Origin of the sequence: Microbacterium pullorum (assembly GCF_014836535.1) — a bacterium.
Lineage (GTDB): Bacteria > Actinomycetota > Actinomycetes > Actinomycetales > Microbacteriaceae > Microbacterium > Microbacterium pullorum.
Window position 1 is genome coordinate 57,539 of the sequence record NZ_JACSQP010000005.1, and the last position, 23,576, is coordinate 81,114.

Annotated in this window: 23 protein-coding genes; 20 read left to right on the plus strand and 3 right to left on the minus strand. The window is 70.4% G+C overall.

What is annotated here, in order from left to right:
- Window positions 1-92 precede the first annotated feature (92 nt).
- From ruvA to H9651_RS09320, 6 genes are all read left to right on the plus strand, one after another.
- On the plus strand, window positions 93-731 hold the full coding sequence (gene ruvA, locus H9651_RS09295) for a Holliday junction branch migration protein RuvA (RefSeq protein WP_191719033.1): 639 nt from the start codon (window positions 93-95) through the stop codon (window positions 729-731).
- On the plus strand, window positions 724-1,779 hold the full coding sequence (ruvB, locus tag H9651_RS09300; protein WP_191719034.1) for a Holliday junction branch migration DNA helicase RuvB: 1,056 nt from the start codon (window positions 724-726) through the stop codon (window positions 1,777-1,779). Before ruvA ends, ruvB begins: the two co-directional genes overlap by 8 nt.
- A 77-nt stretch (window positions 1,780-1,856) precedes the next feature.
- Window positions 1,857-2,309: a preprotein translocase subunit YajC gene (locus H9651_RS09305; RefSeq protein WP_191719035.1), complete on the plus strand. Its 453-nt coding sequence runs from the start codon at window positions 1,857-1,859 to the stop codon at window positions 2,307-2,309.
- Window positions 2,310-2,351: 42 nt separating this feature from the next.
- Window positions 2,352-4,079: a protein translocase subunit SecD gene (gene secD, locus H9651_RS09310; RefSeq protein ID WP_191719036.1), complete on the plus strand. Its 1,728-nt coding sequence runs from the start codon at window positions 2,352-2,354 to the stop codon at window positions 4,077-4,079.
- Window positions 4,079-5,068: a protein translocase subunit SecF gene (secF, locus tag H9651_RS09315; protein WP_191719037.1), complete on the plus strand. Its 990-nt coding sequence runs from the start codon at window positions 4,079-4,081 to the stop codon at window positions 5,066-5,068. Before secD ends, secF begins: the two co-directional genes overlap by 1 nt.
- 68 nt (window positions 5,069-5,136) lie before the next feature.
- Window positions 5,137-7,386, plus strand: a complete 2,250-nt coding sequence (locus H9651_RS09320) for a RelA/SpoT family protein (RefSeq protein ID WP_191719038.1) — start codon at window positions 5,137-5,139, stop codon at window positions 7,384-7,386.
- Here the strand turns inward: H9651_RS09320 and H9651_RS09325 are convergent.
- The 3 genes from H9651_RS09325 to H9651_RS09335 all read right to left on the minus strand — a co-directional run bounded on the left by H9651_RS09325 (window position 7,365) and on the right by H9651_RS09335 (window position 9,980).
- Window positions 7,365-7,913 (minus strand): SAM-dependent methyltransferase, encoded by a 549-nt coding sequence (locus tag H9651_RS09325; RefSeq protein WP_191719039.1) that lies wholly within the window; start codon window positions 7,911-7,913, stop codon window positions 7,365-7,367. The two genes, H9651_RS09320 and H9651_RS09325, sit on opposite strands and share 22 nt — an antisense overlap.
- A 92-nt stretch (window positions 7,914-8,005) precedes the next feature.
- The gene (locus H9651_RS09330) at window positions 8,006-9,631 is read right to left on the minus strand and encodes a DUF349 domain-containing protein (RefSeq protein WP_318244829.1); all 1,626 of its coding nucleotides are present in this window, start codon (window positions 9,629-9,631) and stop codon (window positions 8,006-8,008) included.
- A 76-nt stretch (window positions 9,632-9,707) separates the two neighbouring features.
- Window positions 9,708-9,980 (minus strand): dioxygenase, encoded by a 273-nt coding sequence (locus H9651_RS09335; RefSeq protein ID WP_191719040.1) that lies wholly within the window; start codon window positions 9,978-9,980, stop codon window positions 9,708-9,710.
- Window positions 9,981-10,143: 163 nt separating this feature from the next.
- On the opposite strand from H9651_RS09335, the gene H9651_RS09340 reads away from it, so the two are divergent.
- From H9651_RS09340 to nusB, 14 genes are all read left to right on the plus strand, one after another.
- Window positions 10,144-11,421 carry a replication-associated recombination protein A gene (locus H9651_RS09340; RefSeq protein ID WP_191719300.1) on the plus strand — a complete coding sequence of 426 codons (1,278 nt, stop codon included), beginning with the start codon at window positions 10,144-10,146 and terminating at the stop codon, window positions 11,419-11,421.
- 346 nt (window positions 11,422-11,767) lie between these two features.
- Window positions 11,768-12,397, plus strand: a complete 630-nt coding sequence (rpsD, locus tag H9651_RS09345) for a 30S ribosomal protein S4 (RefSeq protein ID WP_191719041.1) — start codon at window positions 11,768-11,770, stop codon at window positions 12,395-12,397.
- 124 nt (window positions 12,398-12,521) lie between these two features.
- Window positions 12,522-12,728 carry a hypothetical protein gene (locus H9651_RS09350; RefSeq protein WP_191719042.1) on the plus strand — a complete coding sequence of 69 codons (207 nt, stop codon included), beginning with the start codon at window positions 12,522-12,524 and terminating at the stop codon, window positions 12,726-12,728.
- Window positions 12,729-12,791: 63 nt separating this feature from the next.
- Complete coding sequence (gene alaS / locus H9651_RS09355; RefSeq protein ID WP_191719043.1) at window positions 12,792-15,461, plus strand: alanine--tRNA ligase; 2,670 nt, start codon at window positions 12,792-12,794, stop codon at window positions 15,459-15,461.
- Entirely contained in the window at window positions 15,458-15,931 is a 474-nt protein-coding gene (gene ruvX / locus H9651_RS09360) for a Holliday junction resolvase RuvX (RefSeq protein WP_191719044.1), read from the plus strand. The genes alaS and ruvX overlap by 4 nt, the downstream gene beginning before the upstream one ends.
- On the plus strand, window positions 15,931-17,592 hold the full coding sequence (gene mltG / locus H9651_RS09365; protein WP_225216597.1) for an endolytic transglycosylase MltG: 1,662 nt from the start codon (window positions 15,931-15,933) through the stop codon (window positions 17,590-17,592). The genes ruvX and mltG overlap by 1 nt, the downstream gene beginning before the upstream one ends.
- A 2-nt stretch (window positions 17,593-17,594) precedes the next feature.
- Window positions 17,595-18,431: a shikimate dehydrogenase family protein gene (locus tag H9651_RS09370; protein ID WP_191719045.1), complete on the plus strand. Its 837-nt coding sequence runs from the start codon at window positions 17,595-17,597 to the stop codon at window positions 18,429-18,431.
- A 4-nt stretch (window positions 18,432-18,435) separates the two neighbouring features.
- Window positions 18,436-19,647 carry a chorismate synthase gene (gene aroC, locus H9651_RS09375; protein WP_191719046.1) on the plus strand — a complete coding sequence of 404 codons (1,212 nt, stop codon included), beginning with the start codon at window positions 18,436-18,438 and terminating at the stop codon, window positions 19,645-19,647.
- Window positions 19,644-20,180, plus strand: coding sequence for a shikimate kinase (locus H9651_RS09380; protein WP_191719047.1), 537 nt, complete (start codon window positions 19,644-19,646; stop codon window positions 20,178-20,180). The genes aroC and H9651_RS09380 overlap by 4 nt, the downstream gene beginning before the upstream one ends.
- The gene (aroB, locus tag H9651_RS09385; protein ID WP_191719048.1) at window positions 20,177-21,265 is read left to right on the plus strand and encodes a 3-dehydroquinate synthase; all 1,089 of its coding nucleotides are present in this window, start codon (window positions 20,177-20,179) and stop codon (window positions 21,263-21,265) included. The genes H9651_RS09380 and aroB overlap by 4 nt, the downstream gene beginning before the upstream one ends.
- On the plus strand, window positions 21,262-21,792 hold the full coding sequence (locus H9651_RS09390) for a GNAT family N-acetyltransferase (protein ID WP_191719049.1): 531 nt from the start codon (window positions 21,262-21,264) through the stop codon (window positions 21,790-21,792). Before aroB ends, H9651_RS09390 begins: the two co-directional genes overlap by 4 nt.
- A gap of 188 nt (window positions 21,793-21,980) precedes the next feature.
- Window positions 21,981-22,439, plus strand: coding sequence for a type II 3-dehydroquinate dehydratase (locus H9651_RS09395; protein ID WP_191719050.1), 459 nt, complete (start codon window positions 21,981-21,983; stop codon window positions 22,437-22,439).
- An 87-nt stretch (window positions 22,440-22,526) separates the two neighbouring features.
- Window positions 22,527-23,087, plus strand: coding sequence for an elongation factor P (gene efp, locus H9651_RS09400; protein ID WP_191719051.1), 561 nt, complete (start codon window positions 22,527-22,529; stop codon window positions 23,085-23,087).
- A gap of 18 nt (window positions 23,088-23,105) precedes the next feature.
- Window positions 23,106-23,516: a transcription antitermination factor NusB gene (nusB, locus tag H9651_RS09405; protein ID WP_191719052.1), complete on the plus strand. Its 411-nt coding sequence runs from the start codon at window positions 23,106-23,108 to the stop codon at window positions 23,514-23,516.
- The last annotated feature ends 60 nt before the right edge of the window (window positions 23,517-23,576 follow it).

Sequence of the window (23,576 nt, forward strand, 5' to 3'; positions counted from 1 at the left end):
ATCGACGCCGGCAGAGGATGAGGAACGTCGCTGCGCACCGGGCGGCGCGTGTCGCTCGAACAAACATCCGAACAGCCCCGTAGGCTCGTGGCATGATCTCCTCCGCCCGCGGCCGCGTGCTGCACCTCGACAGCGACAACGTCATCGTGGACGTCGGCGGGGTCGGCTTCTCGATCGCCGTCACCCCGCAGCTGTCGCGCGGGTTCCACGTGGGCGACGAGATCGTGCTGCACACCCACCTCGTCGTGAGAGAAGACGCATTGGCCCTGTACGGGTTCGAGTCGCGCGACGAGCTGGCCGTCTTCCTGCAGCTCATCAGCGTCTCAGGCGTCGGGCCGAAGTCGGCACTGGGCGTACTGGCGTCACTCACCGTCCCGCAGATCGCGCAGGCCGTTGCCGACGAGGACGACGCCCCGTTCCGCCGAGTCTCGGGTATCGGCCCGAAGACGGCGAAGCTGATCGTCGTGCAGCTCGCCGGCAAGTTGAAGGACATCGCGCTCAGCGCTGGGGGAGCCGGGCACGCCGCTGCGGGCGGCTCGGCGCACGAGAAGGTCATCGCCCAGGTCGTGGCGGCGCTGGTGAGCCTCGGCTGGAGCGAGCGCATCGCCGCCGAAGCAGCACGGCCGGTCGCCGATGCGGCATCCGACGGCGATCGCACCGACGTCTCCGCGCTGCTGCGACTGACCCTCGCGCAGCTCGGACCGGCACGCAAGGAGCCCACCGGTGGATGAGACCCGCGACGTCGCCGAGCCTCAGGACGAGATCGAACTCGCCGTCGAGGGTGCGCTGCGCCCCCTCTCGCTGGCCGAATTCGTCGGCCAGCACAAGGTGCGCGGCCAGCTGCAGCTGCTGCTGGATGCCGCGCGCATCCGCCAGCGCCCGGCCGATCACATCCTGCTGTCGGGCCCACCAGGACTGGGCAAGACCACTCTCGCGATGATCGTCGCGCATGAGAGCGAACGGCCACTGCGCCTCTCATCGGGGCCTGCCATCCAGCACGCCGGCGACATGGCCGCACTCCTGTCGAGCCTGACACCGGGCGAAGTGCTGTTCATCGACGAGATCCACCGCATGGCGCGTTCCGCCGAGGAGATGCTCTACCTCGCGATGGAGGACTTCCGCATCGACATCATGGTCGGCAAGGGTGCCGGCGCCACCAGCATCCCACTCGAACTCGCCCCCTTCACTCTCGTCGGCGCGACGACACGGTCGGGCATGCTGCCCAACCCGCTGCGCGACCGGTTCGGCTTCACGGCGCACCTGGAGTACTACGAGCCCGAGGAGCTGGAGCAGGTCGTGGAGCGCTCGGCGATCGTGCTGGGCGTGGGCCTGCCCCGCCACGCGCGCGCCGAGATCGCGCGCCGCTCCCGCGGCACACCCCGCATCGCCAACCGCCTGCTGCGGCGCGTGCGCGACTATGTACTGGTGCACGGCCAGTCCGGGCGCGCCGGCGGCGCCCCGGGCAGCCCCGCCGCGACGCAGGCCGATGTCAACGCGGCTCTCGAGCTCTACGACGTCGACCCGATCGGGCTCGACCGCCTCGATCGTGCGGTGCTCGATGCGCTCGTGCGCCGCTTCCGCGGTGGCCCCGTCGGACTCAGCACGCTCGCCGTGACGGTGGGCGAGGAGGCCGAGACCATCGAGTCGGTCGTCGAGCCCTATCTGGTGCGCATCGGGTTCATGGGACGCACCCCGCGCGGGCGAATCGCGACCCCTGAGGCCTACGCCCACCTGCGTGTCCCGCACGGCGACGGGTCCCTGCGCATCGATGACCTATAATCGCTGAAGGCTGTCGCCGCACTCTCCCTTGCGGGCTGCCACTTCGCACGCCCGAACCGAAAGGTGATCTCACCTCCATGGAATTCGCTGCCTTCTTCGCCGAATACGGCCTCATCGTCCTGCTCGGCCTGCTCCTGGTCTTCATGTTCTGGAGCTCGCGTCGCCGCATGCAGAAGCAGAAGGCCGAGCAGGAGGTCAAGGCACGCCAGACCGTTCCCGGCGCCGAGGTGCTGCTGCAGGGTGGTCTCTACGGAACGATCGTCGCGTACGACCCGGAGAACCTCGACCAGCCCGCGATCGTCGAGATCGCCCCGGGCGTCGACATCAAGGTGCACAGCCAGGCGATCCTCCGCGTCGTCGACCCGGCTGAGGGCGTCGTCACCGAGGACGAGCTCATCGAATCCGAGGCCGAAGAGGCCGAGTACGTCGCCGACGTCGCAGACGGCGACATCACGTCGATCGACGACGACCGCACGCGCGCGTCGGGCGATTCCACCGACACCGACCCGGGAACCAAGCCCCAGGCCTGATCCGCCCGCCGCCCCGGCGGCGTCCGAGAAAGCTGACCACTCGTGGCCACACCCACCCCCGTCCGGCACGCCTGGCGTGCGCTGACCGGACTGCTGGTCATCACCGCGGTCCTCTTCGGCATCAACGCCCTCGGCGTGCACGTGTTCGGAAAGAGCTCTTGGCTCCCCGAACTCGCCCTCGACCTGCAGGGTGGCACGCAGATCGTGCTCGAAGCGCAGACCGAGGACGGCGCGAACCCCAGCGCCGAGCAGATGGACCAAGCCGTCACCATCATCCGCCAGCGCGTCGACGCGTCGGGCGTGGGTGAGGCCGACGTCACCACCGAGGGCGGCCGCAACATCGTGGTGCAGATCCCGGGCGAGGCCGACGCCGCCACGCGCGAGCGCATCGAGGCCTCCGCCCAGCTGCAACTGCGCGCGGTTCTGTACACCGGAGCACCGGCGAACACCTTCGTCGGCGAGGACGGCACGGCGACGCCCTACCCGACTCCTGACCCGGCACTGCCCGCGACGCCGACGGCGGAGCCCACCAGCGGCAGCGACCTGGCGTGGGTCACCCCGGCGCTCGAGGCGCAGTTCCTCGCATACGACTGCGCCGACCCCGAGAACGATCCGGCATCCGCACCGGCCGACCAGCCGCTCATCACCTGCGACCCCTCGGGCACCGTGAAGTACATCCTGGGCCCGGTGGAACTCGACGGCTCGTCGATCTCCGACGCGAGCCACGGCATCGTGCAGCAGAACGGACAGTGGGCGGTCAACCTCGTCTTCGACGGCGAAGGCGCCAAGACCTTCGGCCAGATCAGCCAGCGCCTGTACAGCCAGACCCCGCCGCTGAACCAGTTCGCGTTCGTGCTCGACGGTTACGTGCTGTCGGCTCCCTCGATGAACGCGGTCATCCTCGACGGCAAGCCTCAGATCACCGGAAGCTTCACGCAGGAGTCGGCGCAGGTCCTCGCCGACCAGCTCAAGTACGGCGCCCTGCCGCTGAGCTTCGAGGTGCAGAGCTCCAGCACGATCTCGGCGACGCTCGGTTCGCAGCAGCTGCAGATCGGTCTCATCGCCGGGCTCATCGGTCTGCTGCTCGTCGCCATCTACTCGGTCGTCGTCTACCGCGCGCTCGGGTTCATCATCATCGCGTCGCTGCTGGTTATGGGCGTGCTGACCTACGTCGCCCTGTGCATCCTGGCCTGGCGCATGGGCTTCCGCCTGTCGCTGGCCGGCGTCGCGGGAATCATCGTCTCGATCGGCTTCACCGCCGACTCGTTCATCGTCTACTTCGAACGCATCCGTGATGAGCTGCGCGATGGCAAGAGCATCACCGGCGCCGTCGAGGACGGCTGGGGACGCGCCAAGCGCACGATCTACATCTCCAAGTCGATCAACATCCTGGCCGCCGTGGTGCTCTACATCCTGGCCGATGCCACGGTGAAGGGCTTCGCGTTCACGCTCGGTCTCACCACCGTGATCGATGTGGTGATCTTCGTGCTGTTCACCCATCCGGTGCTGCAGCTGCTCGCCCGCACCCGCTTCTTCGGGTCCGGTCATCCGCTGTCGGGGCTCGACCCCGCAGCCCTCGGCGCCGTCTACCGCGGCCGCGCCGAGTTCCGCACCCCCACCGCGTCCGTCAAGGGCGCAGCCGGCAAACGTGCGACCCGCGCGAAGGGCGAGGCGGAACGTCGCCAGACCATCGCGGAGCGCAAGCAGGCGCAACTCGCCGCAGCCCAGCGCGGCGGCGATACCAGCCGAACGAAGGAGGGGGACAACTGATGCGCTCCATGGGCAGCCTCGGCAATGACCTCTACACCGGCAAGACCTCGTTCCCGTTCGTCGGCAGGCGGCGACTCTGGTTCATCATCGCCGCGGTCCTCGTGATCGGCTCGGCCCTCGTGCCGCTGTTCCGTCCCATGCAGTTCTCGATCGAGTTCACCGGCGGATCGCAGTTCACCGTCTCCAACGTGGCCGTCACCGACCAGGCACTGGCGACCGACGCCGTGCAGTCGGTCGTGCCTGGCGCCACGACCAAGGTGACCACGGTCGGTGAGGACGCGATCCGCGTGCAGACCGACCAGATGACCGCCGATGAGACTCAGGGCGTCACCTCGGCCCTCGCCGAGGCCTACGACGTCACGACCGCCGACGTCACCTCGTCGTTCATCGGCCCCAGCTGGGGAGCCGACGTCACCCGGCAGTCGCTGTGGGGACTCGCGATCTTCCTCGCGCTGACCTTCCTCATCCTCGCGCTGTACTTCCGCACCTGGAAGATGTCGGCGGCCGCCATCATCGGTCTGGTCGACGTGCTCATCATCACGGTCGGCGTGTACGCGCTCTGCGGCTTCGAGATCTCTCCGGCCGCGGTCATCGGGTTCCTCACGATCCTCTCGTACGCCCTGTACGACACGACCGTGGTGTTCGACAAGATCAGGGAGAACACGATGGAGGACGGCGAGAGATCCAGCCGTCTGTTCGGCGAGTCGGTGAACCTCGCCGTCAACCAGACCCTCGTGCGCTCCATCAACACGACCGTCGTCGCGATCCTCCCGACCGGCGCGATCCTCTTCATCGGTGCGCTGTGGCTGGGCGCGCAGACGCTCACCGACATCTCGCTGTCGATCTTCGTGGGCACCATCGTGGCGGCGTACTCGACGGTGTTCGTCGCCGCTCCGCTGTACTCGTTGCTGCGCGAGAACGAGCCGGCGATCAAGGCGCGTGACGAGCGGGTGCGCGCCGCGCGCGCGCTCGCCCTCGCCGACGCCTGACGTCCAGCCGCGTCTGCGGGACGCGGGCGTAGAATTGTCGCGATGACCAGCCGAGCGGAGGTGAGCGCATGACCGAGACGGCGCCCGCCGCCCAGACCTCGTCGCTGCGCCGCCTCGTGCCCCGGATCTTCTCCCGTGCCGCGCGGCGAGATGACGTCAACCAGCTCCTGCGCACCGTGCGCACCCATCACCCCAAAGGCGATCTCGCGATCATCGAGCGCGCGTACGCCACCGCCGACAAGGCGCACGCGGGGCAGAAGCGCCAGAGCGGCGAGCCGTACATCACGCATCCGCTCGCCGTTGCTCAGATCCTCGCCGACCTGGGTCTCGGGCCCCGCGCGATCGCGGCGGCCCTGCTGCACGACACCGTAGAGGACACCGACTATCCGCTCGACCAGCTGACCGCCGACTTCGGCGACGAGGTGGCGATGCTGGTCGACGGCGTCACGAAGCTCGACAAGGTCAAGTACGGCGACGCGGCACAGGCAGAGACCGTGCGCAAGATGATCGTGGCGATGTCGCGCGACATCCGGGTGCTGCTGATCAAGCTGGCCGACCGCCTGCACAACGCGCGCACCTGGGGCTTCGTCCCGCCCGAGAAGGCGGCGAAGAAGGCGACCGAGACGCTCGAGATCTACGCGCCGCTCGCGCACCGCCTCGGCATCCAGGCGGTCAAGTCCGAGCTCGAAGACCTGTCCTTCGCGGTGCTGCACCCCAAGCTCTACGCCGAGATCGACAGCCTGGTCAAGCAGCGCACTCCGCAGCGGGAGCAGTACGTGCAGTCGGTCATCGAGGCCGTCGAGTCGGACCTGCGCGAACTGCGCATCCGCGGCCGCATCATGGGCCGGCCGAAGCAACTGTACTCGGTCTACCAGAAGATGGTCGTACGCGGCCGCGAGTTCGACGACATCTACGACCTCATCGGCATCCGCGTGCTCGTGAACACGGTGCGCGACTGCTACGCCGTGCTGGGTGCCCTGCACGCCCGCTGGACACCGCTGCCCGGCCGGTTCAAGGACTACATCGCCACCCCCAAGTTCAACCTGTACCAGTCGCTGCACACGACCGTCATCGGTCCGGGGGGCCGCACGGTCGAGATCCAGATCCGCACCAACGAGATGCACCAGCAGGCCGAATACGGTGTCGCGGCGCACTGGAAGTACAAGGAGCGGATGGCGGGCGGCAAGACCGACCCCAAGGCCGTGGACGCCGACCTCGCCTGGCTCGCCCACATCTCCGACTGGCAGGCCGAGACCGCCGACCCGGGGGAGTTCCTCGACTCGCTGCGGTTCGAGATCGGCGCCAAAGAGGTCTACGTCTTCACCCCCAAGGGGCGCGTGATCGGGCTTCCCGCCGGGGCGACGCCGGTGGACTTCGCCTACGCGGTGCACACCGAGGTCGGTCACCGCACGATGGGCGCCAAGGTAAACGGGCGCCTCGTGCCGCTGGAGTCCGAGCTCAAGAGCGGTGACGTGGTCGAGGTGTTCACCTCGAAGAACCCCGACGCCGGCCCCAGCCAGGACTGGCTCGGCTTCGTCAAGAGCACCCGCGCGCGCAGCAAGATCCGCGGGTGGTTCACCAAGGAGCGCCGCGAAGAGGCCATCGAGCAGGGCAAGGAGGCCATCGCCCGCGCGATGCGCCGCCAGAACCTGCCGCTCCAGCGCCTCATGAGCCAGGACTCGTTCGGCGAGGTCGCCCAACAGCTGCGCTACGAGGACGTCTCGGCGCTGTACGCCGCGGTCGGCGAAGGACACGTCTCCACCCAATCGGTGATCGAGAAGGTCACCGCCCTCGTCAGCCAGTCCGACACCGCGACCGGTCCGATCGACCTGCCGCAGCTGGGCCGCGCGCGTCAGCCTCGCAGCAGCGATTCGGGCGTCTTGGTGCGCGGGGCGCCCGACATCCTCGTCAAGCTCGCCAAGTGCTGCACGCCGGTCCCCGGCGACGAGATCATCGGCTTCGTCACCCGCGGCAGCGGCGTCTCGGTGCACCGCGCGGATTGCACCAACGTGCAATCGCTGATGGCCGACAAAGAACGCCTCATCGAGGTCGAGTGGGCGCCGACCACCAAGAGCCTGTTCCTGGTGCAGATCCAGGTCGAGGCGCTGGACCGCTCGGGTCTGCTCAGCGACGTGACCCGCGTGCTCAGCGAACATCACGTCAACATCCTGTCGGCGAGCGTGTCGACCACCAATGACCGGTTGGCGCTCAGCCGGTTCGTGTTCGAGATGGGTGACACCGTGCACCTGGACCGTGTGCTCAACGCGGTGCGTCGCATCGACGCGGTATACGACGTCTACCGGGTCACCTCCTCCTGACGTTCGCGCAGCCACTGCGCGGCCGCGCGTTTGTCGTGCACGGGCCCGCAGTCGGCGAGCCACCCCAGTGCGGCGTCGATGAGCGCGGGCTGGGAGCTCGCCATGCGCTCCGCCGCGGCACGGTCGGCCTCCTCCCGCGAGCGCACGAGGTCGGCGAGGGTGCGCACCGCAGTGGTGACCGCGGCGCCGCAGACGACCATGATGTCGCCGGCGGGCAGGCGCATGTCGCGGTAGCGCACCCGCAGGTCGATCGCGGGCGAGAGCCGCCGTGCCGTGATGCGCTGCACCGCGTGCCGGGCGGGCGGCTCGTCGAGCACACCGTGCACCCAGGCGGCGCTGAGGTGCGTCGCGGCGAGGGTGTCGCCCACCAGGGGCGCGAGTGAACCCGCGCGCAGCTCGAGCGTCTCGACCGCGTCTGCGGGCATGAACCCCTCGCCCACCTCCACGACGTCGCCGTCGAGGCGCGCGGCTGCCAGCTCCGCGACCGAGAGACGACCGCCGGCGAAGTAGAGGAACGGCGAGGACATGTGCGCCATCGTCTCGCATCCGCGGGGGCGCGCAACGCGAACCGGCCCCGACTGTGGACAGTCGGGGCCGGTGACGGGGCTGTGGAGGAGGATCAGCCGCCGAGAGCGGAGAGCCACGCCTTACGAGCGGCCAGTGACTCGGATGCCGCGGCCTCGGCCTTGCGGTCGCCGGCGCTACGCGCGGCTTCGAGCTCGGCCTCGAGCTTGTCGATGGCATCCGTGAGCTGGCGCGTCATGTCGTTGGCACGCGCCTTGGTCTCGGGGTTGTTGCGCTTCCAGTCGGCCTGCTCGCGGGTGTGCAGCGCCTGCTCGATCTTGCGCAGATCGTCGTCCAGTGCGCGCTCGACCTCGCGCGGGAAGATGCGACCCACCTCGTCCCACCGACGCTGGATGCCGGTGAGCAGCTGCCGGGCCTTCGCGATGTCCTTCTCCTCAGAGACGGCAGCAGCCTCGACGATGAGGGCACGGCGCACTTCGATCTTCTCCCGCGACTCCTCGGCATCCGCCTGCTCACGCTCGGCACGGGCGCCGTAGAGGGCGTCCCCGGCGGCCTTGAAGCGGGCCCAGAGGGCGTCATCGACCTTCTTGCCGGCGCGGCCGGAGCTCTTCCACTCGTCGAGCAGATCGCGGTACGCGCCGATGCCGTCCTCACCACGGGGAGCCAGCGCCTCGGCGCGCTCCACGAGCCGCGTCTTGCGGTCGCGGGCGGCCTTGTGCGTCTCGTCGAGCTCGGCGTAGAACTCGCGGCGGTGCTTGTCGACGGTGGAACGGGCGTCGCGGAATCGCTTCCACAGCTGCTGAGCCGTCGACTTCGGCAGACGCGGACCGTTCTGCTGGTGAGCCTGCCATTGGTCGAACAGTGAAGCCATCTCGGCGGTGGCCTGCTTCCACTGCACCGAGCGCGGGTCGCGCGCGGCGAGGGCCTCGGCCTGCTCGACGAGCGTCGTGCGGTGAGCGACGGCCCGGTCGACGGCTTCACGGGCGGCAGCGAGCTCTTCTTCCGACGCGGAGGCGAGCTCGGAGTCGAGGGCGTCGACGCGGGCATTGAGGGCGGCGAGGTCGCCGACGGCCATCGCGTCTGCGAGTTTGCCGCGCACGAGCGCGACGGCCGAACGCAGATCGGCGGCGGATGCGCCGCCGCGACGGTGACGCACCTCCAGCAGCGTCACTTCGCTGGCGAGGTCGGTGAACTTGCGCTCGAAGTAGGCAAGCGCCTCCTCGTGCGTGCCGTCGGGATACTGGCCCACGACGCGCCACTGGTCGCCTTCGCGCACCGAGACGGTGCCGTCATCGTCGACACGACCCCACGCGGCGGCGGGTGCCGTCGGTGCGGTCGCGGGCTTGGTGCCGGACTGCGGAGCGCGGGGGAGCGGCGGGCGCGGCGACGGGGCCGGGCTCGGCGACGGGGTGGGCGCGGCGGCCGGAGCGGCATCCTCGACGGGCACATCGCCCGGGGCCTCGACGGGCACATCGCCCGGGGCCTCGGCGGGCACATCACCCGGGGCCTCGACGGGCACATCACCCGGGGCCTCGACGGGCGTCTCGTCGGCGGAGGGCGATTCCTCTGCGGCCGGCTGCGCCGATGCCTCGGTCGGCTCGGCCTCAGTGGCCGTCGCGGCGGGCGCGGCGGACTCGATGACGTCCCCCGTCTCTGGCGCGTCGCTCGTGGGCGCGTCGGTGTCGGGGTTGTCGGGAGTGGGCTGTGCTGCGGCGTTCACGGAATAGTCCTCGTCGCGGCTGACGCCGCCTTCGCTGATCGGTCGGCTCACAGCCTAGTACGGCAGGGAGCCAGGTTCAGGGGGTGGTCGTCGGCTCGGGTGTGGGTTCGGTCGGGCTGGACGTCGGGGTCGGGGCGGGTGTCGGCTCGGGAGCGCCGGGGCCCGCCGTGAAGTACAGAGTCTGGCCGCCGATGACGGCGAGCACCAGCACACCGCCGACGATGCCGGCGATCGCGTTGTCGCGCGCCCGCCGTCGCGCCTGACCGCGGTGGAAGTCCAGGCGTGCCTGGTAGATCCGTGCACGCTCACGTGCGACGCGGTCGTCACGGCCCTTCGCCCCAGCTGCCACGGAACCTCCCTCGATCCCGGATGCCCGGGTGGCACGAGCCTACGCGGCCGCCAATCCGGGCCGCAAAACGGCGCGCGGCGCGAGGGTCGGTGGCCGCGATTAGCCTGGAGGGGTGACCTCTCCCGCAGCGCTCTTCCAAGGACAGACGCCGCTGCCGGTGCGCATGCGTCCCGTCTCGCTCGAAGAAGTGGCAGGCCAGCGCCACCTGCTGCGTCCCGGTTCGCCGCTCGTCGCGCTCGCATCCACCGAGACCCGCGGCGCTGCGGCATCCTCGGTCATCCTCTGGGGACCACCCGGCACCGGAAAGACGACGCTGGCGCAGGCCGTGGCGCGGTCGTCGGGCCGACGGTTCGTGGAACTGTCGGCGGTGACAGCCGGGGTGAAGGACGTGCGAGAGGTCATGCAGGAGGCACTGACCCAGCGCGACCTCTACGGGCAGTCCACCATCCTCTTCCTCGACGAGATCCACCGCTTCACCAAGGCGCAGCAGGACGCGTTGCTCCCGGGCGTGGAGAACGGCTGGGTCGTGCTCATCGCCGCGACCACCGAGAACCCGTCGTTCTCGGTGATCTCGCCACTGCTGTCTCGATCGCTGCTGCTGACCCTGCAGCCGCTCACCGACGAGGACCTCGGCATGCTGGTCGACCGCGCCGTCAGCGACGCGCGCGGTCTCGCCGGTGCCGTGACCCTCGGCGACGAGGCGCGCGCGGCCCTCATCCGGCTGGCATCCGGCGATGCCCGCCGCGCGCTCACGGCGCTCGAGGCCGCCGCGGGCATGGTCGACGTCGATGGCGACACAGGCCAGCCGCCGGAGATCACCGCCGACCACGTCGCGCAGGCCGTCGACCGGGCGCTGCTGCGCTACGACCGGCAGGGCGACGAGCACTACGACGTGATCAGCGCGTTCATCAAGTCGATCCGCGGGTCCGACGTGGATGCCGCGATGCACTACCTCGCCCGCATGATCGAAGCCGGCGAGGATCCGCGCTTCATCGCGCGGCGCCTCGTGATCTCGGCCTCCGAGGACATCGGTCTGGCCGATCCGCAGGCGCTGGGCATTGCGGTGGCCGCCGCCGACGCCGTGGCGTTCATCGGCATGCCCGAGGGGCGCATCCCGCTCGCCGAGGCCACCGCGTACCTGGCGACCACCGCGAAGTCCAACGCCGCGTACAACGCGATCAACGCCGCGATCGCCGATGTTCGCGCCGGCGGATTCGGCCGGGTGCCGATGCATCTGCGCGACGCGCACTACCCGGGCGCCAAGCGACTGGGGCATGGCAAGGGTTACGTCTACCCGCACGATCTCGACGTCGGCGTCGCGACGCAGCAGTACCTGCCCGACGAGCTGCGCGGACGCCGGTACTACGAGCCCACCGGGCGCGGCGTCGAGCGCGACATCTCCGCCCGTGTGGAGAAGATCCGCAAGATCCTCGGCGACTGACCCCGTCGCCGCGTCGCGGCCATCACCCGCGCCCCGCGCCCCGCGCCCCGCGCCCCGCGTGAGCCGCTCGAGTGTCGCGTTCGGTGGGTGTCTACTCGCGGAAGCGTGCGCATGTGACACCCGAGCAGCCCCGGGGGCCCGGGCGGGCGCGAGCGGCGGACGGGCTCAGGCGGCTCGGAGGCACGATCTGTTAGGCTTGATCGGCTCGAAACCCAGTTTTCGGGCATCCCCTCTTCTCTTCAACCACCTCCCGGCATGCCCCGGCGTGCAGTCCGGACAGGGCGAGGAGAGGCGATACGTCCGTGAGCCGCGAAAGTCGCGGCCACGTCATCGGAAGGAACACTTCGTGGCAACGAAGTCCCAGGACCGCCGCAAGGTCCGTCTGTCGCGCGCCCTCGGCGTCGCACTGACCCCGAAGGCCGCCCGCTACCTCGAGAAGCGTCCCTACGCTCCCGGCGAGCACGGCCGCACCAAGCGCAAGCAGGACAGCGACTACGCCGTCCGTCTGCGCGAGAAGCAGCGTCTGCGCGAGCAGTACGGCATCCGCGAGAAGCAGATGCGCAACACCTTCAACGAGGCACGTCGCAAGGACGGCCTGACGGGTGAGAACCTCGTCGAGCTGCTGGAGATGCGTCTGGACGCGCTCGTCGTGCGTTCCGGCCTCGCCCGCACCACCGCGCAGGCTCGCCAGCTCGTCGTGCACCGTCACATCCTCGTCGACGGCCAGACCGTGGACCGCCCGTCGTTCCGCGTGAAGCCGGGTCAGCTCATCCACGTCAAGGCCAAGAGCGAGGGCCTCGAGCCCTTCCAGGTCGCGGCCGCCGGCGGTCACGCCGAGGTGCTGCCCCCGGTTCCGGGCTACCTCGAGGTCGAGCTCGACAAGCTGCAGGCGCGCCTCGTGCGTCGCCCGAAGCGCGCCGAGGTGCCCGTCACGTGTGACGTGCAGCTCGTCGTCGAGTACTACGCCGCTCGCTGACCTACCGTCAGACAGCGCACACATGCGCGTGAAGGGCGTCGGGGTGACCCGGCGCCCTTCACGTTTTGCACCTAACATTGAAAAGCGCCGCCGACGGCGGCGCGCAACGCGAGGATGTGGTGACGTGAAGAAGCTGGTGTGGTTCGTCCTGGGGATCAGCGCCGGATTCGTGCTGGCCCACCTGGTCGACAAGGACCCGCGCGGGCACGAAGTGCTCGCCGACCTCGACGCGCGCATCTCCGAGTTCACCGACCGGATGGGCGACGCGTATCGCGAGCAGGAGGCGCAGCTTGCCGCTGTCGTCACCGCCGCCACGCGCACCGACGCCTGACTTCTTCCCCACTCGTCCGGCTGCCCGTAGCGGTGCTGGACCCTGCCTTCGAGGACACCCGAAATGAAGACCGCTGAGATCGCCCAGCGCTACCTCGACTACTTCGAGAAGAACGGCCACACCATCGTGCCGTCCGCCTCGCTGGTGACCGACGACCCCGCTCTGCTGTTCACCGTCGCGGGCATGGTGCCGTTCATCCCGTACCTGAGCGGCGATGTCCCCGCGCCGTACGCCCGGGTCGCCGACGTGCAGAAGTGCCTGCGCACGAACGACATCGAAGAGGTCGGCAAGACCCCGCGCCACGGCACCTTCTTCCAGATGCTCGGCAACTGGTCGTTCGGCGATTACTTCAAGGAAGACGCGATCCGCTACGCGTGGGAACTGCTGACGGCGCCCGAGGCCGACGGCGGTCTCGGTTTCGACGCGAAGGACCTGTGGGTCACCGTCTACGAAGAGGATGACGAGGCGTTCGAGCTGTGGGAGCGCATCGCGGGCCTGCCCGCGGAGCGCATCCAGCGCCTGGGCAAGGACACGAACTACTGGAGCACGGGCCTCCCGGGCCCGGCCGGGCCCTGCTCGGAGATCTTCTTCGACCGCGGCCCCGAGTACGGCGCCGACGGCGGTCCCGCCACCGACGATGACCGCTACGTCGAGATCTGGAACCTCGTGTTCATGCAGTACGAGATCACGAACGTCCGCTCCAAGTACGACTTCGACATCGTGGGGGAACTCCCCAACAAGAACATCGACACCGGCATGGGCCTGGAGCGCATCGCGTTCATCAAGCAGGGTGTCGACAACATGTACGAGACCGACCAGGTACGCCCCGTGTTGGATGCCGCGGTCGCGCTGTCCGGCCGCGCGTACGGGGCGAACCACGAGGACGATGTGCGCTTCCGCGTGGTCGCCGACCACGTGCGCTCATCGCTCATGCTGCTCTCCGACGGTGTTACGCCGTCCAACGACGGTCGCGGCTACATCCTGCGCCGCCTCATGCGCCGCGCCATCCGCTCGATGCGCCTGCTCGGCGTCGAGGGCCCCACGTTCGCGCAGCTGTTCGCCGTCTCGCGCGACGCGATGAAGGACACCTACCCGGTCGTCGAGAGCGATTGGGCACGCATCTCGCAGTACGCCCTCGCCGAAGAGGCGACGTTCCTGCGCACGCTCGCTGCGGGGGAGACCATCCTCGAGGAGTCGCTCGCGCAGACGCGCGCCGCAGGCGGCTCGACCGTCCCGGGCGCCGAGGCGTTCCTGCTGCACGACACCTACGGCTTCCCGATCGACCTCACCCTCGAGGTCGCCGAGGAAGCAGGCCTCACCGTCGATCGCGCCTCGTTCGACAGGCTCATGAAGCAGCAGCGCGACCGGGCCAAGGCCGACGCGCGCTCGCGCAAGCGGCTGCTGGCAGACACCAGCATCTACCGCGTTTTCCGCGCGCACGGCGAGACGGTCTTCACCGGCTACACCGACCTCGAGACCGAATCGCGGGTGCTCGGCATCCTCGTCGACGGCGCCTCGGTCGATCGGGCCCTCACCGGCCAGATCGCCGAGGTGATCCTCGCCGAGACCGCCCTGTATGCCGAGTCCGGCGGCCAGGTCGCCGACAAGGGTGTGATCGTCGGGCCCGGCTACGAGCTCGACGTGATCGATGTGCAGCGTCCGGTCGCCGGCCTCATCAGCCACACCGTCGAGGTCACCACCGGCGAAGTCGGCGTCGGTCAGGCGGCGACGACCGTCGTGGATGCCGCGAACCGCCGTGCCGCCCGTCAGGCGCACTCCGCGACGCACCTCGTGCACGCCGCCCTCCGCGACACGCTGGGCAAGACCGCCACCCAGGCCGGATCCCTCAACCGCGCCGGCTACCTGCGCTTCGACTTCACGTGGGGCCAGTCGCTCTCGCCTGAGACCCGCAGCGAGATCGAGGAGATCGCCAACAATGCGGTGCGCGACAACCTCGAGGTCACCACGCGCGTGCTGCCGCTGGCCGAGGCCAAGGACCTCGGTGCGCAGGCGCTGTTCGGCGAGAAGTACGGCGACGTCGTGCGCATGGTCGACATCGGCGGCCCCTGGTCGCGTGAGCTCTGCGGTGGCACCCACGTGTCTTCGAGCGCCGAGATCGGCCTGGTCAATCTTGTCGGCGAGTCGTCGGTCGGCGCGTCCAACCGCCGCGTCGAAGCGCTCGTGGGTCTGGATGCCTTCCGCGAGCTGGCCGCCGAGCGCGCCATCGTCTCGCAGCTCACCTCTACCCTCAAGACGCCGCGCGATCAGCTGCCCGCCCGCATCGCCGAGCTCGCCGCCAACCTCAAGGCCGCGGAGAAGAAGATCGCGCAGTTCGAGGCGCGCGCCCTCGGCGAGCGTCTGCCGCAGCTGGTCGACTCCGCCCGGCGCATCGGCCGGTTCCAGGTCGTCGCGCAGTCGCTGGGCACCGCCGGCTCCGCCGACGACGTGCGCTCGCTCGCCCTGCAGGTGCGCGACCGACTGGGCGCGGATGCCGCGGCAGTCGTGGCGCTGGGTGCCGAGGTCGGCGGTCGCGCCGTGGTCATCGTCGCCACCAACGACACCGCCCGCACCGCGGGCGCCAAGGCCGGCGTGCTCGCGAAGTCGGCAGCTGCCGCCCTCGGCGGCGGCGGCGGTGGACGCGACGACGTCGCCCAGGGTGGTGGAACCGATGCCGCAGCCATGCCTGCCGCGCTCGACGCGATCACCTCCGCCCTGGAGTCGCAGGCCGCGTGAGCGGGTTTCGACGGGGCGTGCGCATCGGCGTCGACGTGGGCAAGGCGCGTGTCGGCGTCGCCAAGTGCGATCCGGACGGGTTGCTGGCGACCCCGGTTGAGACGGTGCCGCGCAACGAGCACTCGGTCGCGCGGGTGCGGGAGATCGCCGCGGAACACGACGCGCTCGAGCTGCTCGTAGGCCTTCCGCTGAACCTGCGCGGCGAGGACACGCTCTCGACGGCCGATGCGCGGGAGTTCGCGGCGGCCCTCGCCGACACCGGAGAAAGGCCGGTGCGGCTGGTCGACGAGCGACTGAGCACGGTGTCGGCGCATGCGGCGTTGAGACAAAGCGGGCGCTCGCAGCGAGATTCTCGTAGCATTGTCGATCAGGTCGCCGCCGTCGTCCTCCTCCAGCATGCACTCGACGTGGAGAAGAGCACGGGACGCCCGCCCGGAACCCCGATGCCCCCGGCCCAGGAGCCCGCCTGATGCCCTCTCCGTCCTCACCATTCGACGATTCGCTGGCCGACATGTTCGGCAAGCTGCCCGACCCCCGGCACCGCGCCGTGATCGGTCGTGCGACCGAATCGGCGACCCTGGGAGGACCGACCGGCGAGAGCGCCGCGGTGGACGAGCCGCCGGCCGCTGACGCGTCGGAACGCGCTGCGGCAGCCCGCGAGAACGCCCCCGAGGCGGACACCGACGCACCGGCATCCGCTCCAGCCGACGCGCCCGCCGCACCTCTCTCGCGCCGTGCCGCGCGCGCTGCGGCGCGCACGCCCGAGCGTGACTCCGACGCCGAGCCCGCCACGCCGCACGCTCCGGCCGTGCAGGCTGCCCCATCGGCCCCCGCTGCGCAGCCCGTGCCCGCCGCGCCGCGCCCGGCCACGAACGCCGCGCCTGTCGGAGCGGAAGACCACGACCTCCGCTCCGACACCGGTGACACCGAGACTCCTGCCCCGCGCGTGCCTGCGCGGCCCGCAGCCACCGCGACGCTCGACGCCCTGTTCACCGGCGAGGTGTCGGTCGACCAGATCGGCGCGCCCCCGCCGCCGCCCGACAAGCGCCGTCGGCGCATCGGCGGCTGGGTGGCCCTCGCCATCGTGCTGGCGCTCTTGGGTGGCATCGCCGCCGGCGGCCTCTGGGTGTGGAACACGTACGAGGAGCCGATCCGCGAGTTCATGGGGTGGGAGGAGCCGAAGGACTACCCGGCGGGCGAAGCGACCGGTGAAGCGACGGTCACGATCATCTTCGGCGACACCGGACAGCCGATCTCCCAGAAGCTCTACGACGCCGGGGTCACCATGACCGCGGACGCGTTCTACGACTACCTCATCGACACCGGACAGAACCCGCCGTTCCAGCCCGGCGTATACGCCCTGCAGCAGCGGATGACCTCCGCCGCCGCACTGGACGCGCTGCTGGATCCTGCCAACAAGCTCTCCAACGCGGCCCAGCTGCGCGAGGGTCTCACGGTGGAGCAGTCGCTGCCGCTGCTCGCCGAGGGTCTCGCGCTGCCGATCGAGGACTTCCAGGCGGCAGTGGCCACCCCCGCCGACTACGGCGTGCCCGCCGACAGCCTGGAGGGCTGGCTGTTCCCGGCGACGTACACATTCGACCCGGGCGTCACCGCCACAGATGTGATCCGCACGCTCGTCAACCGCACGGCCGAATCGCTGGACAGCGCCGGGGTCCCCGTCGAACAGCGCCAGGAGATCCTGACGATCGCGTCGATCATCCAGCGCGAAGCGCGATTCGAGGACGACTTCTACAAGGTGTCGCGCGTCATCCAGAACCGGCTCTCGCCCGACAACGAAGAGACCTCCGGGCTGCTGCAGATGGACTCCACCGCGCAGTACGGATACCAGGAGATGCACGACGGCACCGTGAGTTCGTCGGCCGAAGCCCTCGCCGACGACAACCCGTGGAACACCTATCAGCACCCCGGGTTGCCGATCGGCCCGATCGCCAATCCCGGCGACCTCGCCATCGACGCGGCGATGCACCCGGCCGACGGGCCCTGGATGTACTTCGTCACGGTGAACCTCGACACCGGCGAGACGGTGTTCACCAACACCGGCGCCGAGCACGAGCAGGCTGTCAAGCAGTGGCAGCAGTGGTGCGCGGACAACCCCGACTCGGGCTGCTGAGGGTGGGGGAACGCACTGCGCTGGAGGTCTGGGGCGACCCCATCGCGCACAGCCGTTCGCCGCAGCTGCACGCTACCGCGTACGGCGTGCTGGGGCTGGACTGGACCTACGGTCGCCGCCAGGTGACCGAGGCCGCCTTCGCCGAGACACTGGCATCCGTCGCCCCGCGCACGCGCGGACTGTCACTGACGATGCCGCTGAAGGGCGCGGGGTTCGCCGCCGCCACCCGGCGCGACGCGCGCGCCGAGGCCACGGGGGCGGTCAACACCCTGCTGCTCACCGAGGGCTCACCCCGCGGCTTCAACACCGACGTCGGCGGCATCGTGCGGGCGCTGCGTGAAGCGGGCGTCGACGGCCTCGATGAGGCCCGCATCGTCGGAGCGGGCGCGACGGCCACGTCCGCCCTCGTGGCCGTCGCCGAGCTCGGCGCACGTCGGGTCGAGGTCGTCGCGCGCCGCCCCGAAGCCGTTGCGCCGCTGCGGCGACTCGGCGACACGCTCGGCGTCTCCGTGGCGGCCGTCGGCTTCGACGTCACCGCGCACACCCCGGTAGCCGTGACCGTCGCGACCCTGCCGGGCGGCGCGGCCCTGGCTACGCCCGCGGTCGACGCGCTGGCCCAGGCCGGCGGGCTGCTCATGGACGTCGTCTACGGCCACTGGCCCACGGCGCTGTCGACAGCGTGGGACCGCGCCGGGCACCCCGCGCTGTCGGGCGAGGGGATGCTGCTGCACCAGGCTCTGCTGCAGGTGCGGGTGTTCGTCGCCGGCGACCCCGGCACCGAGCTGCCCGACGAGCACACCGTGCTCGCCGCGATGCGCCGCGCGCTCATGGGAGGATAGGCGAATGCTCCGCGTGCTCACGGCCGGCGAATCGCACGGCCCCGAACTCGTCGCCATCATGGAAGGCCTGCCCTCCGGCGTGCCCATCAGCCGCGACGCCATCCAAGCCGACCTCGCCCGCCGAAAGCTGGGCTACGGGCGAGGCTCCCGCATGAAGTTCGAGCAGGACGAGCTCACCCTCTCGTCCGGCGTGCGTCACGGCTTCAGCCTCGGCAGCCCCATCGCCCTGCGCATCGGCAACACCGAATGGCCCAAGTGGGTCGAGGTGATGAGCCCCGAACCGGTCGAGCTCACCGACAAGTCGCGGGGCCGCAGCGCACCGCTGACCCGGCCGCGCCCCGGGCACGCCGACCTCGTCGGCATGCAGAAGTACGACTTCGACGAGGCACGCCCCATCCTCGAGCGCGCCAGCGCCCGCGAGACCGCCGCCCGCGTCGCGCTGGGCGCGGTGGCCCGGGCGTTCCTCAGCGAGCTCGGCATCCGCCTGGTCAGCCACACCCTGTCGATCGGTCCGGTGCGTGTGCCCGATGACGCGGCCCTCCCGACCCCCGACGACGTCGACGCGCTCGACGCCGATCCGCTGCGGTGCTTCGACCCCGCCACAAGCGCGGCGATGGTCGCCGAGGTCGACGACGCCCGCAAGGACGGCGACACCCTCGGCGGCATCGTCGAGGTGCTCGCCTACGGCCTGCCTCCGGGGCTCGGCTCCCACGTGCAGTGGGACCGGCGCCTCGACGCGAAGCTCGCCCAGGCGCTCATGAGCATCCAGGCCATCAAGGGCGTCGAGGTCGGCGACGGCTTCGAGACGACACGTCGGCGCGGCTCCGCGGCGCACGACGAGCTGTTCGCGACGGATGCCGGCATCACCCGTTCCAGTGACCGTGCCGGCGGCACGGAGGGCGGCATGTCCACCGGTACCGTGCTGCGGGTGCGCGCGGGCATGAAGCCGATCGCGACCGTGCCGCATTCGCTGCGCACCGTCGATGTGACCACCGGCGACGCCGCCTCCGCCCATCACCAGCGCTCCGACGTCTGCGCTGTGCCCGCAGCGGGTGTCGTCGCCGAGGCGATGACCGCGATGGTGCTCGCCGACGTCGTGCTGGAGAAGTTCGGCGGCGACAGCGTCGCCGAGACGCGTCGCAACCTGCAGTCCTACCTCGCCGCCATCCCCGAAACCCTGCGCACGACGACGGCCAGCGACACCGCGCTGGCATGAGCGCGCTGGTGCTCATCGGCCCCATGGGGGCCGGCAAGACGAGCGTGGGCCGCAAGCTCGCCAAGCGCCTGGGGCTGTCGTTCACCGACACCGATGCCGAGATCGTGCGCGAGCACGGCCCGATCGCGCAGATCTTCGCCACCCATGGGGAACCGCATTTCCGCGAGCTCGAGCGTCAAGCGGTGTGCGCAGCCCTCAGCGGCGGCGGTGTCGTCGCACTGGGCGGGGGAGCGGTGACGCACCCCGACATCCGCGACGCCCTCGCCGCCCACCGCGTGGTGCTGCTGACCGTCGAGCCCGAGACCATCGCCGCACGTCTGCGTGCCGCCTCCCGGCCGGTGACGTCGCGGCCGCTGCTGCACGGCGACGACGCGCTCGCGCGGTGGCAGGAGATCTACCAGGCCCGTCGTGAGATGTACGAGGCCGCCGCCGATGCGACCTTCGACACCTCGCACGGCCCCATCCAGGACATCGTCGACGCCGTCGCACAGTGGGCGGTCGACACCGAGCCGCCCGAGGAGCAGCAGGTATGAGCGACACCACGACCATCTCGGTCACCGGCACGGCCGACTACGACATCGTGGTGGGGCGCGGCATCCTCGACCGCCTCCCCACCCTCGTGCCCGACGAGGCGCGCAAGGTGCTCGTCGTGCACCCGCCCACGCTGCGCGACGCCGCCGAGGCACTGCGCCTGTCGCTGGCCGACGCACTCGGCGGCGGCCGGCAGGTGCTGCTGGCGGAGATCCCCGACGCCGAGGCGGGCAAGCGCATCGAAGTGGCCGCCTTCTGCTGGCAGGTCATGGGTCAGGCCGACTTCACCCGCACCGACCTCGTCATCGGCTTCGGCGGGGGAGCGGTCACCGACCTCGCCGGCTTCGTCGCGGCCACCTGGCTGCGGGGAGTCAAGGTCGTGCTCGTGCCCACCACGGTGCTCGCGATGGTCGATGCCGCCGTGGGCGGCAAGACCGGCGTGAACACCGCGGAGGGCAAGAACCTCGTGGGCGCCTTCTGGGCCCCGCACGTCGTGCTGTGCGACCTCGAGCTGCTCGACACGCTCAGCCAGAACGAGCGTGTCGCCGGCTTCGCCGAGGTGGCCAAAGCCGGTTTCATCTGGGCGCCCGAGATCCTCGACCTCATCGAGGCCGACCCCGTCGCCGCCGTCGACCCCGCCTCCCCGGCATTCCGGCGCAGCATCGAGCTGGCGATCGGCATGAAGGCGCACGTGGTCAGCGAGGATTTCCGCGAGGCGGGCCTGCGGGAGATCCTCAACTACGGCCACACCCTCGGGCATGCCATCGAGCACGCCGAGCGCTACCAGTGGCGCCACGGCGCTGCGGTGTCGGTGGGCATGATGTTCGCCGCCGAGCTCTCCCGGCTGGCCGGGCGCCTGCCGGATGCCGCGGTGCAGCGCCACCGCGACATCCTCGGCACCCTCGGGCTGCCGCTGAGCTACCGGCCCGGAGCGTGGCCGCAGCTGCTGGCGACGATGCAGCGCGACAAGAAGACCCGCGCCGGCATGCTGCGTTTCATCGTGCTCGACGACATCGCCCGGCCCACCGTGCTGCAGGCCCCCGACGAGTCGCTGCTGTTCGCGGCGTACCAGGAGCTCGCCGAGTGACACCGGCCACCGTGCGCCGCGTGCGCGCGGACGAATGGCGGCGCGTGCGGCGACTGCGCATCGAGGCGGTGAGCGATCCCGACGCCGGCATCGCGTTCCTCTCGACTCCCGAACAGGAGCGCGCCCGCGACGATGCGTTCTGGCAGCAGCGCGCAGCGGATGCCGCCTCCGGCGACACGGCGGCCCAGTTCGTCGCGGAGTCCGCCGACGGCTGGGTCGGCACAGCCACCGTGCTGGTGCGTCCGTCCGGGGCGGCCGACCACACCGGGCGGACGGTGTGGACCACCCGCGCGGACGTCGTCGGCGTCTACGTGCGCCCAGACCACCGCGGGTCGGGGGCCGTCGACGGTCTGCTCGACGCCGCGGCGCACCGGGCCGCCTCACTCGGGCTGCGCCGACTCACCCTCGACGTGCACGCCGACAACACCCGCGCGCAGGCCGCGTACCGACGGGCAGGTTTCGTGCCGACGGGGGAGAGGTTCACCTCCACCATCGGGGCGGAACTCGTGATGGCGCGCGCCCTCTGACACCGCGCGCCGCGCACCGCGCACCGCGTGTGAGCCACGAGCGCCCGGCATCCATCCCCGGCGCAGGAGAAATCACCGCACCAGGAGATTTCGGCCGGATCCGTCCTGTCCCGGTGAGATCTCCTGTGGTGGTGCGACGGCGCCACGCGCGGCGCGTCGGTGCTCCTGGCCGCCGATAGGGTTTCAGAGTGACCACACCCCGTCGCCTGCTGCTCGTCAACGGCCCCAACCTCAACCTCCTCGGCGTCCGCGAGCCCGCGATCTACGGTCGCGAGACCCTCGCCGATGTCGAGCGCATCGTGTCGGATGCCGCCGCGGCGCGGGGATTCGAGGTGCGCGCCGTGCAGAGCAACCACGAGGGCGTGCTGCTGGACGCCATCCACGCCGCCCGCGACGACTGCGCCGGCATCGTCATCAACCCCGGCGGACTGACGCACACCTCGGTCGTGCTGCGCGATGCCCTGACGGGGGTGGGACTGCCGGTCGCCGAGGTGCACATCTCCGATGTGCGGGCCCGCGAGGCCTTCCGGCAGCACTCGTACATCTCAGACATCGCCGCCGTGCATGTGGCCGGCGAAGGGGTCGCCGGCTACGCCCGGGCGACCGCCCTGCTCATCGACGTCATCGCCGGTCACGCCGAAGGCTGAGAGACGACGCGCCGTCATCACGTAGAATCGAACGCCGGGCACGCCCGCGGCGCCCGACTCCCTCACACGAACGGACTTCTCCCTCTCATGGCATCCACCGCAGACATCAAGAACGGCGTCGTCCTCAGCATCGACGGCCAGCTCTGGAACGTCATCGAGTTCCAGCATGTCAAGCCGGGCAAGGGCGGCGCCTTCGTGCGCACCAAGCTCAAGAACGTCGTGTCGGGCAAGACCGTCGACCGCACGTACAACGCCGGCGCCAAGATCGAGATCGAGAACGTCGATCGTCGCGACTTCACGTACCTGTACAACGACGGCGACAGCTTCGTGTTCATGGACGTCGCCGACTACGACCAGATCTCCGTGCCCGCCACCGTCGTCGGCGACGCGAAGAACTTCCTGCTGGAGAACCAGCAGGTGCAGATCGCGATGAACAACGGCAACCCGCTGTACATCGAACTGCCGGCGTCGGTCGTGCTGGAGATCACCTACACCGAGCCCGGCCTGCAGGGCGACCGCTCGTCGGCCGGCACCAAGGCGGCCACCGTCGAGACCGGGTACGAGATCCAGGTTCCGCTGTTCGTCGAGCAGGGCACGAAGGTCAAGGTCGACACCCGCACGGGCGACTACCTCGGCCGCGTCAACTGATCGCGGCGTCACCGGTTCATGAGTGCACGCACCAAGGCGCGCAAACGCGCCCTCGACATCCTCTACCAGTCCGACATCCGCGGTGACGACCTGGGCGTGACCCTGGCCGCCGAGGCCAAGCGAGCCGCCAACGAGCCGGCCCGCGAAGCGTCGTGGCTCTACGCCCGAGAGATCGTCGACGGCGTCATCGACAACCGCGAGGAGATCGACGAGCAGATCACGACGGTCTCCAAGGACTGGTCGCTCGCCCGCATGCCCGCCGTCGACCGCGCGCTGCTGCGCATGGCCGCGTGGGAGATCCTCTACAACGACGCCGTCCCCGCCGCCGTCGCGATCGACGAGGCCGTCGAACTGGCCAAGGAGTTCTCCACCGACGACTCCGGCTCGTTCGTGCACGGCGTGCTCGCGCGCATCGCCCGCTCGTCCTGACCGGCGGATGCCGCGGGGGCGCGGGCCCGACATGTCCACGGGGTCGGCGAGGATGAAGGC

Excerpts from the sequence above, each read along its gene's own strand:
- alaS (WP_191719043.1), top strand. The coding sequence starts at position 12,792 with ATGAAGACCGCTGAGATCGCCCAGCGCTACCTCGACTACTTCGAGAAG.
- secF (WP_191719037.1), top strand. The coding sequence starts at position 4,079 with ATGCGCTCCATGGGCAGCCTCGGCAATGACCTCTACACCGGCAAGACC.
- H9651_RS09380 (WP_191719047.1), top strand. The coding sequence starts at position 19,644 with ATGAGCGCGCTGGTGCTCATCGGCCCCATGGGGGCCGGCAAGACGAGC.
- aroC (WP_191719046.1), top strand. The coding sequence starts at position 18,436 with ATGCTCCGCGTGCTCACGGCCGGCGAATCGCACGGCCCCGAACTCGTC.
- mltG (WP_225216597.1), top strand. The coding sequence starts at position 15,931 with ATGCCCTCTCCGTCCTCACCATTCGACGATTCGCTGGCCGACATGTTC.
- ruvA (WP_191719033.1), top strand. The coding sequence starts at position 93 with ATGATCTCCTCCGCCCGCGGCCGCGTGCTGCACCTCGACAGCGACAAC.
- H9651_RS09305 (WP_191719035.1), top strand. The coding sequence starts at position 1,857 with ATGGAATTCGCTGCCTTCTTCGCCGAATACGGCCTCATCGTCCTGCTC.
- nusB (WP_191719052.1), top strand. The coding sequence starts at position 23,106 with ATGAGTGCACGCACCAAGGCGCGCAAACGCGCCCTCGACATCCTCTAC.
- H9651_RS09340 (WP_191719300.1), top strand. The coding sequence starts at position 10,144 with ATGCGTCCCGTCTCGCTCGAAGAAGTGGCAGGCCAGCGCCACCTGCTG.
- efp (WP_191719051.1), top strand. The coding sequence starts at position 22,527 with ATGGCATCCACCGCAGACATCAAGAACGGCGTCGTCCTCAGCATCGAC.
- aroB (WP_191719048.1), top strand. The coding sequence starts at position 20,177 with ATGAGCGACACCACGACCATCTCGGTCACCGGCACGGCCGACTACGAC.
- H9651_RS09320 (WP_191719038.1), top strand. The coding sequence starts at position 5,137 with ATGACCGAGACGGCGCCCGCCGCCCAGACCTCGTCGCTGCGCCGCCTC.
- H9651_RS09325 (WP_191719039.1), bottom strand. The coding sequence starts at position 7,913 with ATGTCCTCGCCGTTCCTCTACTTCGCCGGCGGTCGTCTCTCGGTCGCG.